This window comes from Mycobacterium sp., from assembly GCF_032162605.1.
GTDB lineage: Bacteria > Actinomycetota > Actinomycetes > Mycobacteriales > Mycobacteriaceae > Mycobacterium.
Map to the genome: position 1 here is coordinate 1 of NZ_JAVROT010000004.1, position 13,656 is coordinate 13,656.

The 13,656-nt window shown below is 67.5% G+C and carries 11 protein-coding genes and 1 pseudogene; 5 read left to right on the forward strand and 7 right to left on the reverse strand.

Annotation, left to right across the window (positions count from 1 at the left end; genetic code table 11):
* From QOI01_RS00075 to QOI01_RS00085, 3 genes and pseudogenes are all read right to left on the reverse strand, one after another.
* A pseudogene (locus QOI01_RS00075) lies at nt 1-294 on the reverse strand (two-component sensor histidine kinase); the annotation flags it as partial.
* 86 nt (nt 295-380) lie between these two features.
* Nucleotides 381-1,106 (reverse strand): phosphatase PAP2 family protein, encoded by a 726-nt coding sequence (locus tag QOI01_RS00080; RefSeq protein WP_526377422.1) that lies wholly within the window; start codon nt 1,104-1,106, stop codon nt 381-383.
* 56 nt (nt 1,107-1,162) lie between these two features.
* A complete protein-coding gene (locus QOI01_RS00085; RefSeq protein WP_526377424.1) occupies nt 1,163-2,302 on the reverse strand; it encodes a hypothetical protein in 1,140 nt (379 codons plus the stop codon).
* Nucleotides 2,303-2,402: 100 nt separating this feature from the next.
* Between QOI01_RS00085 and QOI01_RS00090 the strand changes: the two genes are divergently transcribed.
* Nucleotides 2,403-3,653 (forward strand): COG4705 family protein, encoded by a 1,251-nt coding sequence (locus tag QOI01_RS00090; RefSeq protein ID WP_526377426.1) that lies wholly within the window; start codon nt 2,403-2,405, stop codon nt 3,651-3,653.
* Between the two features lie 24 nt (nt 3,654-3,677).
* Here QOI01_RS00090 and QOI01_RS00095 read toward each other — a convergent pair whose 3' ends face one another.
* Nucleotides 3,678-4,640, reverse strand: coding sequence for a TauD/TfdA dioxygenase family protein (locus tag QOI01_RS00095; RefSeq protein WP_526377428.1), 963 nt, complete (start codon nt 4,638-4,640; stop codon nt 3,678-3,680).
* A gap of 75 nt (nt 4,641-4,715) precedes the next feature.
* Between QOI01_RS00095 and QOI01_RS00100 the strand changes: the two genes are divergently transcribed.
* Entirely contained in the window at nt 4,716-5,327 is a 612-nt protein-coding gene (locus tag QOI01_RS00100) for a TetR/AcrR family transcriptional regulator (protein WP_526377430.1), read from the forward strand.
* A 178-nt stretch (nt 5,328-5,505) separates the two neighbouring features.
* The gene (locus QOI01_RS00105) at nt 5,506-7,017 is read left to right on the forward strand and encodes an LCP family protein (protein WP_526377432.1); all 1,512 of its coding nucleotides are present in this window, start codon (nt 5,506-5,508) and stop codon (nt 7,015-7,017) included.
* Nucleotides 7,018-7,132: 115 nt separating this feature from the next.
* Here the strand turns inward: QOI01_RS00105 and efeB are convergent, their stop codons facing one another.
* From efeB to efeU, 3 genes are read right to left on the reverse strand one after another with little or no spacing between them, the layout of a single operon-like run.
* The gene (efeB, locus tag QOI01_RS00110; RefSeq protein WP_526377434.1) at nt 7,133-8,449 is read right to left on the reverse strand and encodes an iron uptake transporter deferrochelatase/peroxidase subunit; all 1,317 of its coding nucleotides are present in this window, start codon (nt 8,447-8,449) and stop codon (nt 7,133-7,135) included.
* On the reverse strand, nt 8,449-9,684 hold the full coding sequence (gene efeO / locus QOI01_RS00115) for an iron uptake system protein EfeO (RefSeq protein ID WP_526377436.1): 1,236 nt from the start codon (nt 9,682-9,684) through the stop codon (nt 8,449-8,451). Before efeO ends, efeB begins: the two co-directional genes overlap by 1 nt.
* A complete protein-coding gene (gene efeU / locus QOI01_RS00120) occupies nt 9,674-11,281 on the reverse strand; it encodes an iron uptake transporter permease EfeU (protein WP_526377438.1) in 1,608 nt (535 codons plus the stop codon). Before efeU ends, efeO begins: the two co-directional genes overlap by 11 nt.
* 194 nt (nt 11,282-11,475) lie before the next feature.
* Between efeU and QOI01_RS00125 the strand changes: the two genes are divergently transcribed.
* The gene (locus tag QOI01_RS00125) at nt 11,476-13,116 is read left to right on the forward strand and encodes a peptide chain release factor 3 (protein ID WP_526377440.1); all 1,641 of its coding nucleotides are present in this window, start codon (nt 11,476-11,478) and stop codon (nt 13,114-13,116) included.
* A 226-nt stretch (nt 13,117-13,342) separates the two neighbouring features.
* The coding region (locus QOI01_RS00130) for a DUF222 domain-containing protein (RefSeq protein WP_526377442.1) at nt 13,343-13,656 on the forward strand (314 nt) is incomplete at its 3' end.

A 13,656-nucleotide genomic window follows, 5' to 3' on the forward strand; every position in this document is an offset into this window, starting at 1 on the left:
CTGAACCACGACTCCGGCATGGTCGATGACCTGCACTGTGACGATTCGCTGATCGGTGGTCGTGAGCGCGCCATCGAGTTCCGCCGCGGTGTCGTGCTGCAGCGCGGCCACGATGTCCGTGACGCGCCCTGCGGCTGCGTCGTCGACGCCGCCGAGCAGTGAGCGGTACAGGATGACCGCGAGACCCGCGCCCGCGATCACGAACGCGACGAGCACCACCGTCGCCGACACGAAGGCCGAGCGAGCGGAGATCCCCCAGTACCGGGGTCTCCACCAGGTCCGCGGCCGTCTCATCAGCGGCAAGAGCGCTCCACGAGCCTGATCCACATCGCCCCTCCCCGTCTCGGCCGAGGGTATCCGTCGCGGTGCGACTGAGCGGATCATGCCACCCGGGACGCCACGGTCGCAGGCGACTCGTTCCGATCCTCGCCGATGCCGGTGCGTGCGATCGTGGCCGTTCGCAGCACCAGCGCCCCGACGAGCACCGCGGCGGCGCCCAGCAGGATCCCGCCCCCGATGTCGGTCAGCCAATGCACGCCCAGGTACAGGCGGGTGAGTGCGACGGCGGATGTGAGCACGATGACGCCCGCCGCCAACGCGACGCACGTCCTCACCGATTGGCCGCGCCCCAGGACGACCGCGACGATGCCGGTGAGTGCCAGGGTTCCCGTGACGTGTCCAGACGGAAAGGAGGGATCGATCTCCAACACCAATTGGGTGGAGCGCGACGGACGTTGGGCCCCGACCACACCCTTCGTCAGCGTGCTCAATCCGGCGGCAGCGGCCAGAGTCGAGACGACGACCAGACCTGGAATGATCGAGCGCCGCCGCCACCAGAGGACGGCCGCCACAATCACTGCCAACAAACCCATCGCCACGGGGCTGCCCGCGTTGGTGATCGCGATGGCGATCGTCGTCAGCCAGGTCTGGCGTTGATCGACCATCCAGCGGACAACGTCGTGATCGAGGGCCGTCCCGTGCATGGCACCGTGAGCGACCACGCCCAGGCCGGCAAAGCCGGCCAGCAGCGCGGACACCCACCAGATCGATGCCCCGGCGCGATGCCGGTGTCGGAGGTCGGTTCCGCCCGCCGAAAGTTGCCTCATGCCGACAAGCTTCCGCAAACTCGCTGAGACGGGGCTGAGAGCGGCTCTCGGCGCCTTCAGTTGGCCGCCACCGGCGTCGTGAAGTAGAAGAAGTCGCGGATGTCGGGCTGCACGTAGCGTTCCGCGGGTCCGACCATCGTCGGTAGCAGGCGGTGCGGCTGCGGAGTGCCTGCGCCGTCACCCTGCCAAGTGCTGAAGAACTGCAGGCCCGAATGGATGTCGAGCTCCATCCCCGTCACCACGCCGGCTTGGACCATGGCCGCAGCGAGGGTGGCCAGGTTGAGTCGGTCGCCGGCCAGGTACACCGGATCGCCGTGCGCCGTGACGCCGAGCCCCGACCGCCAGGTGTACTGCAGCTGGTTCCGTGCGCTACCCCACCTGAGGTCTACGTTGCGGTCCAGTCCCGCTACCGGCCTGCCCTGTTCGACGACGAGCGCGAGGTTCTGGCGGACTGCCCGGACGTGGGATGTCATCCGCACGTCGCGACCCCACTGGCCAACGGTCAGCCTGCCCCGGTCGTCTATCACCGCCGAGGCCTTCCCGTCGACGAGGTCGCGCACGCGGTTGCCGTCGAGAAGGAAGCCGCCCGGATGCGCACTCATCTTGAAACCAGAATTGAAGGCGGCGACCACTTTCGGTAACTGCGCAGCCGGGATCCGGCCAGGTGAGTTGGTCCCTGGTGGTTCGGCCGTCCCCGCGACCAAGTGAGCCTGCAGACCGACCGCGCGGAGCAATGCCGATGCGACCACGACACTGCGGTGAAAGTGGTCGGGTTGTAGCAGAGCCGTATAGACCATCGGTTGTTCACCTGGGATCCGAACCATGGGATGCCAACCCAGGCCGTCCGCGGTCAGGAGCAGCGGAGGCAGAAATGGGTAGGGTTTCGCCACGGTGGCCGCCCCGCTCGTCGTCGCGAGCAGCCCGCGCACGTCCGGTGGCCTGTCCGAAGGTGCGTGCCTGCTGTACAACCAGTTCTCGTAGGCGTCCAATGCGCCGCCAAACCCGACCTGACGCAACAATGTCGACGCCCTGTCCTGCCAGGGCGCGTAACCCTGGCCTGACGCGAAATTCGCGTAGAGGCCACCCCCCACCACGGCGACGAGCATCGCGGTCACGACGATGCGCGTCGTCCACCATTCCCAGAACGTGCGTCGGCGCCGCGTGCGGGCCGCCGCGCCCCGAGGGCTCTCGTGCATGGGCACAGCGTGGGTCCGACCCACTGTGATCACGCTGAGGACAGCAGGCATTCAGCTCTCTCAGCGTGCCTTCAGCGACCCGCCAATACCTTCCGGCGTCATGAGCGAGACGACAGAAGCCGCGGCGGTGAAGTCCCCGCGCGTGATGCTGAGCAAGGTGCCCGAGATCACGGTGTGGTTCTGGGTCATCAAGATCCTATGCACGACCGTGGGCGAGAGCTTCGCCGACTGGATCAACATGACACTCGGGGTCGGCTTGATCCCCACCGCGGTGATCTTCACGGTGGTGCTCGCTGCCGTACTGGGCTGGCAGCTGACTCTGGACCGCTACGTGCCGTTCGTCTACTGGCTCGCGGTCGTCGTGCTGAGCGTGACGGGCACGCTTTACACCGACATCCTCACCGACAGCCTTGGCGTTCCGTTGGTTCTGAGTACGAGCGTCTTCGCGGCCGTCCTCGCAGTCGTCTTCGGAGCGTGGTTCGCCCGTGAGCGGACGCTGTCGATCCACAGCATCGTGACCAGGCGGCGAGAGTTGTTCTACTGGCTCGCAATTCTGGTCACGTTCGCGCTGGGGACGGCGGTAGGCGACTGGACGCTGGAGATCACCGGCTGGGCGCCTGGTGCCGCAGTGCTCTTACCGGCCGGCCTGATCGTGGCGATCGTGATCGGCTGGCGCTTGGGCGCCAACGCGGTGCTGTCCTTTTGGCTCGCCTACATTCTGACTCGCCCGCTGGGTGCGAACCTCGGCGACTGGCTGGGGTTGTCGAAGGCTGAAAGCGGCTTGGGTCTCGGCACGGCGGTCACCAGCGTGATCTTCCTCGTCGCGATCCTCGTGACCGTTGTCTATCTGTCGTTCACCCGGGCCGACGTCATCGAAGGACCAAGGGTGTCTGCGCGGCCGATCCCGCGCGCCGCCCGCGAACGGGCCATGCTTGGCTACTTCGTGGTCGTCGCGGTCGCCACCGGCGCGCTGCTCACCGGGGCCAATGCTCGACCGCACACGGCCCCGTCGACCGAGGCGGAGTCTGGAACTCCGGCCGTGAGCGCACCCCTCGTCCCAGGACAGGTGACCGCGCACTTCCCGGCGGCGGACGTCGCGAACTTCCGCACGATCACTCAGGACACGCTATCCAAGGTGCAGGCTGGCGACCAGACAGGTGCGACAGCCAGAGTCAAGGACCTCGAAACCGCCTGGGACGACGGCCAAACCAAGCTCCAGCCCATGGACGACGCCACCTGGACCGCCGTCGACGGCCGGATCGACGCCGTCCTCACCGCGCTCCGGGACGGCAGTCCCAACCCCGCGACGGAGAAGCACGCCCTCGACGATCTGTTGACCGCGCTTCGGTGAGACGGTCGCAGGCTCGCCAGCCGTCTAGCGCGCCGGCCGCGGACCCACGATCGATGCTCGTTGCATGATTCGCGTCTCGGGCCAATAGTCGCTGCTGGCGTAGTGCTGAACGGCCCGGTTGTCCCAGAACGCGACCGCGTTCGTGGTCCACTGGAATCGGCATTGGTGTTCGGGGTAGTCAGCTTGTCGGCAGAGCCGGTCGAGCAGGCGATGGCCGTCGTCCGGCTCCAGGCCCTCGAGGTGGCTGACGAAGATCCGGTTGACGTACAGATGCCGTCGCCCGGTGACGGCGTGGGTGCACACCACGGGGTGACGCACCGGCGGGAACTCGGACTGCATCTGCTCGAGCCTTTCCGGTGGCATGAGCCGACCGAAGGCGCGGGTGAAATCGTGGACGGCGTCGAGGTTTTCGATGGTGGCCTTGGTGTCGTCGTCGAGGGCGTCGTAGGCCGCGTACATGTCGGCGAACAACGTGTCGCCTCCGAGGGGCGGGGCGGCGACCGAGTGGAGCACCGTCCCCATCGACGGAAGCGCCCGCCACGTGACGTCGTGGTGCCACTGGTTCTCGTATCCTCCGACGGCGGCACCCTTCTCGAAGCGCGCCAGTTCCGGCTCGTCTGGGTTGCCGGGAATGACGGGGTGGGTCTCGAGCTCCCCGAACCGTCGGGCGAAGGTGACCTGCCCGGCTGGGGTCAGTGGCTGGTCCCGAAAGAAGATCACCTTGTAGTCGTGAAGGGCCCGGCGGAGTTCGTCGATGACGTCGTCGGTCAGCGGCCCGGTCAGGTCAACGCCGGTGATCTCGGCGCCGACGGTCGCACCCGCCTGGCGAGCGTCGAAGTTCCGCCACCTCAGGGCGCGCAGTCGGTCGCGCTCGGCGGTCAGGTGACTGAACGGGCCCACGACCAGGGGGTACCCCGGCAGCGGAATGGGACCGACGGCCTGGCCCGACCGATCCGGGCGGGGGGTCGATGTCGTCGATGCGGTCACGAGGTTCTCCGATCGTCTGGCGATTCGAGTGCTGCAGTCGACCGATTACAGGCCTCGTGGCCTTAGTGTAGTCAGATGACTACAGAGGGGGCAGCGCGTGCCGGCCACGACGAGAAGTCGCCGGTCGGTCGCGACGAGGTCGTCTCGGCGGTATTGACCCATGCCGCAGACCTGTTCGCCGAACGAGGACCCGCCGCGACGTCCATCCGTGACGTGGCGACCAGGTCGGGGGTCAACCACGGGCTGATATTCCGCCACCTCGGTACCAAGGACCAGCTGGTGGGGGCCGTTCTCGAGCACCTGGCCCGGCAGACGTCCGCACTGCTCGAATCCAGCGGATCGCGGGCGGCCATCGAGGCGCAGAGCGAGCGCCACTGGAAGGTGCTGGCGCGGGCCATCCTCGACGGCTTTCCGGTCGGTGAACTTCAGCAACGCTTCCCCGGCGCAACGATGATGGTCGACGTCGCGCGGGACCTCCATCCCACCGAGACCGAAGCCCGCATCGCGGCAGCGAACACCCTTGCACTGCAATTGGGTTGGCGACTGTTCGGGCCGTTCCTCCGATCGGCGACAGGGCTCGGTGGCCTGACCGAGGCCGAGCTGCGAGAGGTTGTCGACACCTGTGCAGCGGGCCTTCTCGGCGCTACGCCGACTGGCGAGCCACCGATCGGTGGATCTACTGTGTGAAGTGTGTAAGGCCGGGTGTGACCTAGCCACCGTTGCGGCCGATCAACGCTGATCTCGGCTGGACGCCGACGGTGACTGCCGCCACATTCTCAGCCAAGTCTCAAGGTTCCTCGCGCAAGGTGGGGATGGCGACGAATCGGAGGCGGCGGTGATGGGCGGACAGGCGCGTCGTCATTCCATGCCGACACGATCCCGCTGGTCGTGGCCCGCTGTTCGCCGGCCACGCAGATCGGAGTTCCTCCGCGCCGGAGCGGCACTGATGACTGCGTTGGTGTTGGCAGCCACGGGCGCCGGCTGGTGGACCTTTCACGGCCTGCTGAGCGGGATCACCGTGTCGCAGGCGTTGGGCGCCGACGCACCGCGGTCCACCGGCACCGCGGTCAACATCCTTCTGATCGGTCTGGACTCCCGCAAGGATCAGAACGGCAACGACCTGCCGCAGGACGTGCTGGACCAACTGCACGCGGGTGACTCGACGTCCGGTGGCTACAATACCAACACCCTGATCCTGGTGCACCTCGCTGCGGATGGCGGTGTCGAGGCGTTCTCCATTCCCCGCGATGACTACGTGAACGTGTCGGGAATCGTGCCGGGGAACCGCCACATCAAGATCAAGGAGGCGTACGGGCTGACCAAGGCGAACGCGGAGCAGAAGCTCGCCGACGACGGCGTCACCGACCAGTCCACGTTGGAGAGCCAGGGCCGTGAGGCCGGCCGCAAGGCGACGTTGGCCGTGGTGCGGGCACTGACTGGCGCGCCGATCGACTACTTCGCCGAGGTCAACCTGGCCGGTTTCTATGACGTCGCCGCCAGTCTCGGCGGAGTCGACGTCTGCCTGAACCACGCGGTGCACGACAGCTACTCCGGTGCCGACTTCCCCGCCGGGCGTCAAACACTGGACGCCCGACAGGCCCTCGCCTTCGTCAGACAGCGCCACGGCCTCGACAATGGAGATCTGGACCGCACCCACCGACAGCAGGCGTTTCTGATCTCCGTCATCCGGCAGCTGCAGGATTCCGGGACGTTCACCGACGTGGGAAAGCTGAACGGGCTCATGGACATCGCGCGACAGGACATCGTGCTGTCCAGCGGCTGGAATCAGGACCTGTTCCAGCGCATCGGCGAGCTCGCAGGCGGCCACGTGCAGTACCAGACGCTGCCGGTGCTGCGGTATGACACGGTCGGCGGCCAGGACGTCAACATCGTCGACCCCTCGGCGATCCGCGCCCTGGTCGCCACCACCTTCGCCGGCGGCTCGTCCCCGCCGACACCGATCCCGGCATCCGACGTCACCGTCGACGTAGTCAACGCCAGTGGCGTGAAGGGCCTGGCCACCGAGGCATCGAACCTATTGAGCCACAACGGATACCGAACGGGCCAGATCAGCGGTGCGCTTTCCGACGAGTCGTCGACCACGGCCATCGAGTATGGCACCGGCGGCTCCGCGGCCGCTCAATCCGTCGCGACGATGCTCGACGTCGCCGCGCCGTCGCAACCCCATTCCGACGTGGCCGCCGGGCACGTCCGCGTCGTACTGGGCGGCGGTTACGCACTTCCCGCGGACATCGGCAGCCTCGCCACCGCGCCCTCCGGGGGCGAATCGCTTGGTATCGGCGTCGGCAGCACCGACTATCCGGCTCCCGACCAGGGTGCTCCCATCACGGGTAGCGGCGTGCCCTGTGTGAACTAGGCGATTTCCGTTGTCAGCGGATGTACTTCGCAGCCGCCGACCCGCAGCGCCACGCGAGCATCCTCATCGACAACCGCGACTTCGACACTCCGCGCGTCGTACGCGGGTGGCCGCGTCAGGCGAACAGCGTCTGGGCGAGGTAGTGGCCCTGCTCGGGAGCGGGCGGGATCGCGAAGATCGCCGAGCCGATGTGCCGGACGTACTCGTTGAGGAAGTCGTTGGCGCCCAACCGGTTCTGCAGTCGGATGAAGTTCTGCGGATCGTTCTGATAGGAGATGAACAGCAGCCCGGCGTTCAGTTGGCCATTGGGATCGAGACCGTCGGTGTAGTTGTAACCACGACGGCGGATCAGCACCCCACCGTTGTTCTCGTGGGCGGCCAGGGCGACGTGCGACAGCGGGTTGATCACCGGTGTCCCCGACGGGTCCTTCGCGGCGAAGTCGGGGGTGTCCATCTCGGCGGTGCCGGTCAGCGGTGAGCCCTCCTGCTTGTGCCGCCCGAAGATCCGCTGCTGATTGCCGATCCGATCGGTGTCCCACGTCTCCAGCAGCATGCGGATCTTGCGCACCACCTGGTAGGTGCCGCCCTCCATCCACGGCTGGTCGCCATTCTGGACCCAGACGTACCGCGAATACTGGTCATCTGTCTCGACATTGCGCGTTCCGTCCTTGAACCCCATCAGGTTTCGTGGCGTCTGCTGCCCGGGCCCTGCGGACGCGCGACCGAAGCCCAGCACCGCCCAGAACGGCGAGACGACGTTGCGGCCCACGCGCGCCAGGTTGCGCACGGCGTGATAGCAGACCTGAGGGTCGTCGGCGCACGCCTGCAGGGAGAGCTCGCCGCCGGTGAACTTCGGATCCAGGGTGTCACCGTTGAGGGTTGGCAACGCCGAGAAGGTCGCCGGCTTGTGCGGTGCGAGGCCGAAGCGGCCGTCGAACAGCGAAGGGCCCAGCCCGACAGTGACGGTGAGGCTGGCGGGACTGAGGCCGAATGCCTCACCGGTGTCCGTCGGCGGGGCCACGTCGCGGTCGGGCTCGATCGACCCGACGGGCTTGCCCTGTTGCAGAACGGCTGCCGCCGCCGACCAGCGCGCCAGCAGCGTCTGCAGTGAGGTCTTGGAAGCCGTGTCGGCGAGGCGGAACGTCATGAAGACGCTGTGCCGCTGCGGCGGCGTGGCGACCCCGGCCTGATGGCCCGGCCCGTAGAACGGGTAGCTCTGGTGCAGATCGACGGAATCCCCGGCGTCTGTCTGGGCGGACGTCTCCGAGGAGGCCAGCGCCCACGCCGCCGAACCGCCACCTGCGGCGCCGATCGCCGCGCCGCCGAGTCCGGCGAGCAGTGCGCCCGAGAGCATTCCGCGCCGAGAGACACCCGGAGTGGGTTCTCCGAGGGTGGCGTCCTGGTCTGCGGGCGGTTGCCTGTCGCTCGACATCAGGTGGCCGAGACCACCTTCTGCGCGACGGTCGCAAGGCTCTCGTGCAGCGGCTGGACGACGGCCGTCAGCTTGGGGGCGTCGGTGCCGCGCAGTTGCGCGGTCCACACCCTGTATCCGCCGGGCGCCGAGGTGGCCCGGTACCCGTCGAGCGTGCTCAACACGGTCTGGAACTGCTGGTCGAGCGTGGTGACAAGGGCGGCATCGATCTTCTGCAAGCCGGGACGCAGCGAGGCGTAGGCCTGTTGCGCTCCCTCGACGTTTCCGGCGAAGTCGACGAGGTCGATATGGCTGAAACCCTCCTCCTCGCCGGTGATCTTGGTGTTCTGCACCTCTTCGATCAGGTCCGCGGCGCCGTTCGCCAGGTCCTCGGGTTTGAACTGCAGGGGCGAGACAACAGTCACCAACCTGCCGACGTTGCCAACCAATTCGGTGCTCAAGGCCTTCGTGGCCGGGGTGATCGCGTTGCCCTGGTATAGATCTCGCTCGATCGCGTGGAAACCCTTCCAGCCGACCTTCTCGTCGACCGGCGTGGACTCGCGCATGTCGACGAGGTAGTCGAGGTTTCCTGCGTTGTCGTCGACCGCGAAGCCGGGCAGGACGAAGCCCTCGACGCTGGACTCGGTCCGCTCGTAGAAGGGCCGAGCCTTGGCGTAGGCCGCCTTGGCGGCGTCCACGTTGCCCGACTGCACGGCCGCGTCGAGTCCCTTCACTCCGGTGTCGAGCTGGTTGACCTGATCGACCACGTAAGCCGAATAGTCCTTTGTGCCCTGGCTCAGGATCGTCGGCACCGTGCCCGTGGGGGCGGCGGCCGCATGGCCGGTGACCCCGAGATCGAGGTACTCGGTTCCTGCGCCCGGGCAGTACACCTCGTACTTCCCGTCGTCGAGGGTGACCGTGAACGACACGGGATCGAGCCCGGGCGCCAGGTTCTCCTTCTCCCCGACGATGCGCTGATCCTTGAGCAGCTCCATCTCGGTGATGCCTGGCGCGCTGCTGTTGGTCACGTTGAAGGTCACCGGGCCTGCGGGCACGCTCTTGGGGTCAAGCGAGCAGCCGTCCTTCCCGCCGTCGTTCGCCAACGTCACGCTCACGGTGTTCACCCCGTTCGCGGCGCTGGTGGCGGCGCTGCTCGCCGTGCTCTTGGCGGCATCGGTGCTGGAGCCGCACGCACTGACCACGAGGGCGGCCGCGGCGGCCAGGGCCGGTACGGTCAGCAGGACCCTACGAGACACGGATCTCGTCGCGGGTAGGTGATTCTCCGTGGTGGCCATGTTTCAGTTGTTCCCTTTCGTTCTTCGATGATCTGCGGTTCGTGCGCACCGCGGCGAGGACGACGAAGATGGCCGAGATCGCCAGTACCGTTGGCAGCCATACCGTCCACAGCGTTCGCTCGGTTCGGTCCAGGGCGGACTGGGCGATCCCGTCGGCGATCGCCTGGTCGTCGCCGGTGGCGGTGGTCCAGTCGGTGGCGAGTCCGCCGACGCTGACGGTCTTCGGTCCGGTCAGTCCCCCGCCATCGAGCGTCGCCACGCGGGTGCTGGCCGCCTCGGCCGCGACGACGTCGTCGCCGTGGGCGAGCACGGTGTAGACGGTGCGGGCGCTCCACTTCGCGTCGAACGGTCCCGGCGTGCGCGCGTTGCCCAGTCCGACCGGCAGACGTCCGCCGGTCAGGTTGGCGAGCTGCCCGAGGCCGATCGGCGTCGTGGTCAGCCCGGGGTCGGCGGGGGCCGTGGCCTGCCAGACGTCGCCGTCGAGCCCGTCGACCGTCTGCTGGCCTGCCGCGCTGAGCGGGACCTGCTGATCCTTGCCGTCGGCCGTGGCGATCACCAGAACACGGGCAGCGCCGTCGGCCCGCAGGGTGGCGGTGACACTGCCCCCGTCCGCGGTGGCGACCGTCCTCGTCGGTCCAGGCGAAGCCCCGCCGGCCGCCGGGAGGAAGACCGCCATCGCCACCGCGGCGGCGGCGAGTGCGACGGCGATGCCCGCCATGATGCGCCGCTTCGACGCGGCGCCGGGCGCCATCCGCGCGGGCCATCCGAACACGATCAGGACCGGGACGGCGTACAGCAGCCAGCCGAGCACCTCGATCCGGCGTGGGTCGGTGGGAACGCCGAACATTCCCGTGATCACCGCACCCACAACGGAATTCGTCGGCATCCAGGAGGAGAGGTCGAACACCCGTTGCTGGCCGATCGTGATCCAGCCGGCCTCGTGCGCCGTCCGGAGGCTGCTCATCACGAGACCGGCGGCGATGAACACCAGGAAGACTCCCGTGATGCGGAAGAACCGCCCCAGATTGAGCTTGAGGCTGCCGAAGTAGATCCCGACGCCGATGGCGATCGCCGCGGCGATGCCCGCCACGCCGCCCGAGATGGCGAACCACCGATTGCCCTGGGATGCCTGGGCGGCCGCGAGCAGGAAGACCGCCGTCTCGAATCCCTCCTTGAGCACGGCGAGGAAGGCCATGACGGCGAGTGCGAGGGCGCCGCCGTCGTTGATCGCCTGAGCTGCTTCGCGCTCCAACTCGCCCTTCATGCGCAACGCGTTGCGGTTCATCCAGAGGATCATCGTGGTCACGAAGACCACGGCGATGGCGCCGATGACCGTCTCCAGCATCTCCTGCTGCCGCTGGGGCAGAGAGGCGGACAGGATCTCCAGTCCCACCCCGACGGCGACACTTATCGCGACGGCCAGACCGACCCCGATGAACATCGGCCGCACGAGCTTGTCGTTCCTGGTCAGGAAGGCGCCGATGATGCTGACGATGAGGGTGGCTTCGAGTCCTTCGCGCAAGCCGATGAGAAACGTGCCAACGAAAATGCCCTGCACGTTTCTCCCGTCGATCGAACCGGGAGTTAGGTTAGGCTAGCCGCTGTCTAGGTCGACAGGGCTGCGATCGGATGCCCAGGTAACTCTCAACTTCCGGTCAGGGGACGCTCAGCGCTGGGGCGCCGTGCGCCAATCCGGGGCCGGCGACGACGATTTATCGATTGCCGCATCCGCCCAATACCATCGAGGGCGCAATGACCGACAACGCCCCAGGTGTCATGACGGCCGCCGACGGGCGGGCGTCAGACCGCATCACCGCCGAAGCGCGACGGCGCAGAACCTTCGCCGTCATCAGCCATCCCGACGCAGGCAAGTCGACGCTGACCGAGGCTCTGGTTCTGCACGCCAACGTCATCACCGAGGCAGGCGCAATCCACGGCAAGTCCGGCCGCCGCGCCACCGTGTCGGACTGGATGGACATGGAGAAGGCGCGCGGTATCTCGATCACGTCGACCGCCTTGCAGTTCCGCTACGCCACCGCCGGCCAGGCCTGCGTCATCAACCTGCTCGACACCCCGGGGCACGCCGACTTCTCCGAGGACACCTACCGCGTGCTCACCGCCGTCGACTGCGCGGTGATGCTCATCGACGCCGCGAAGGGCCTGGAGCCTCAGACGCTCAAGCTCTTCGAGGTCTGCCGGCTTCGCCGCATCCCGATCATCACGGTCATCAACAAGTGGGACCGCCCGGGGCGCGACGCCCTTGAGCTCCTGGACGAGATCCAGGCCAGAATCGGTCTCCGGCCCACCCCGTTGACCTGGCCCGTCGGCATTGCCGGAGACTTCAAGGGCGTTCTCGACCGGCGCACCGGAAACTTCATCCGATTCACCCGCACGGCGGGTGGCGCCAAGGCCGCCCCCGAGGAGCACATCGCTCCCGTCGATGCGCACGACGCCGCGGGCATCGACTGGGATAACGCGGTCGAAGAGTCCGAGCTGCTGGCCGCCGATGGTTCGGACTACGACCGGGAGACGTTCCTCGGCTGCGAATCGACGCCCGTCCTGTTCACCTCGGCCGCCTTGAACTTCGGTGTCAACCAGCTGCTCGACGTGCTGGTCCAGCTCGCGCCGTCGCCCAACGGGCAGCTCGACGTCGAAGGCCACCGGCGCGCCGCCGACTCGCCCTTCAGCGCGTTCGTGTTCAAGGTTCAGGCAGGCATGGACTCCGCTCACCGCGACCGCATCGCATATGCGCGAGTGTGCTCGGGCACGTTCGAGCGCGGCGAGGTCCTCACCCACGCCACCACGGGCAAGCCGTTCGTCACCAAGTACGCGCAGTCGGTGTTCGGTCAACAGCGCTCGACGCTGGACACCGCGTGGCCGGGTGACGTCATCGGGCTCGCCAACGCCAACGTGCTGCGCCCCGGTGACACGCTCTACCGCGACATTCCCGTGCAGTACCCGCCGATCCCCAGCTTCTCCCCCGAACACTTCGCCGTCGCCCGCGGCACGGATCCCAGCAAGCACAAGCAGTTCCGAAAGGGCATCGAGCAGATGGAACAAGAGGGCGTCGTTCAGGTTCTGCGCTCGGACCGTCGCGGTGACCAGGCACCCGTCTTCGCCGCGGTCGGGCCGATGCAGTTCGAAGTGGCCACCCACCGGATGGCGGGAGAACTCAGCGCCCCCATCCAGCTGGAGCCACTCCCCTACACCGTCGCGCGCGTCGCCGAGGTGGGCGACGTCGAGTTCCTACAGCGCCAGCCGTCCGTAGAGGTCTTCACGCGGACCGACGGCGTGATCCTCGTGCTCTTCTCCACGAAGTGGCGCCTCGAAGGCTTCCAGCGCGACAACCCCACGGTGCATCTGCGCTCACTCGTCGCCGCCGGCGACGACTAGGTACCTCTTCACTTCGACCGACAGCACCGCCTACACCGAGGGCGGTGAGCCCTACGTCAACCAGGCGGGTTCGAACGCGTCCAGGCCGATCTCGACCTCTACGTCGTGGGCCGTCACCACAGCGAGCCAAGGCACTCGACCCCTAGAGCAATTCCCTTGTGTCACTTGGGTTTCAGGAGTCACAACGCGGGATTTCTTGTCGGTGGGTCGAACTACTGTTCGAAGCATGGAAGACGGGTCCCTGCTCGAGGCGATCGCCGAGATGCGCGCCGCCTACGACAGGGTGGCCGCACTCGGGATCGACACGTTGACCCATCCCGAAATGCTGTCGACGCTGGACCCGTGGGAGACCTTGACCCGCCAACTACCCACCCAATCGCACCGGATCATCGCCGGTCTGCAACGTGAAGCCTCCCCGGTCGAGTTGGGTGCCAAGTCGTGGAAGGCCGTGCTGAAGAGTCGGCTGCGGATCTCGGCCAAGGACGCCAAACGCCGCCTGGCCGAAGCCAAGGAGCTGGGACCGCGCACCGCACTCAACGG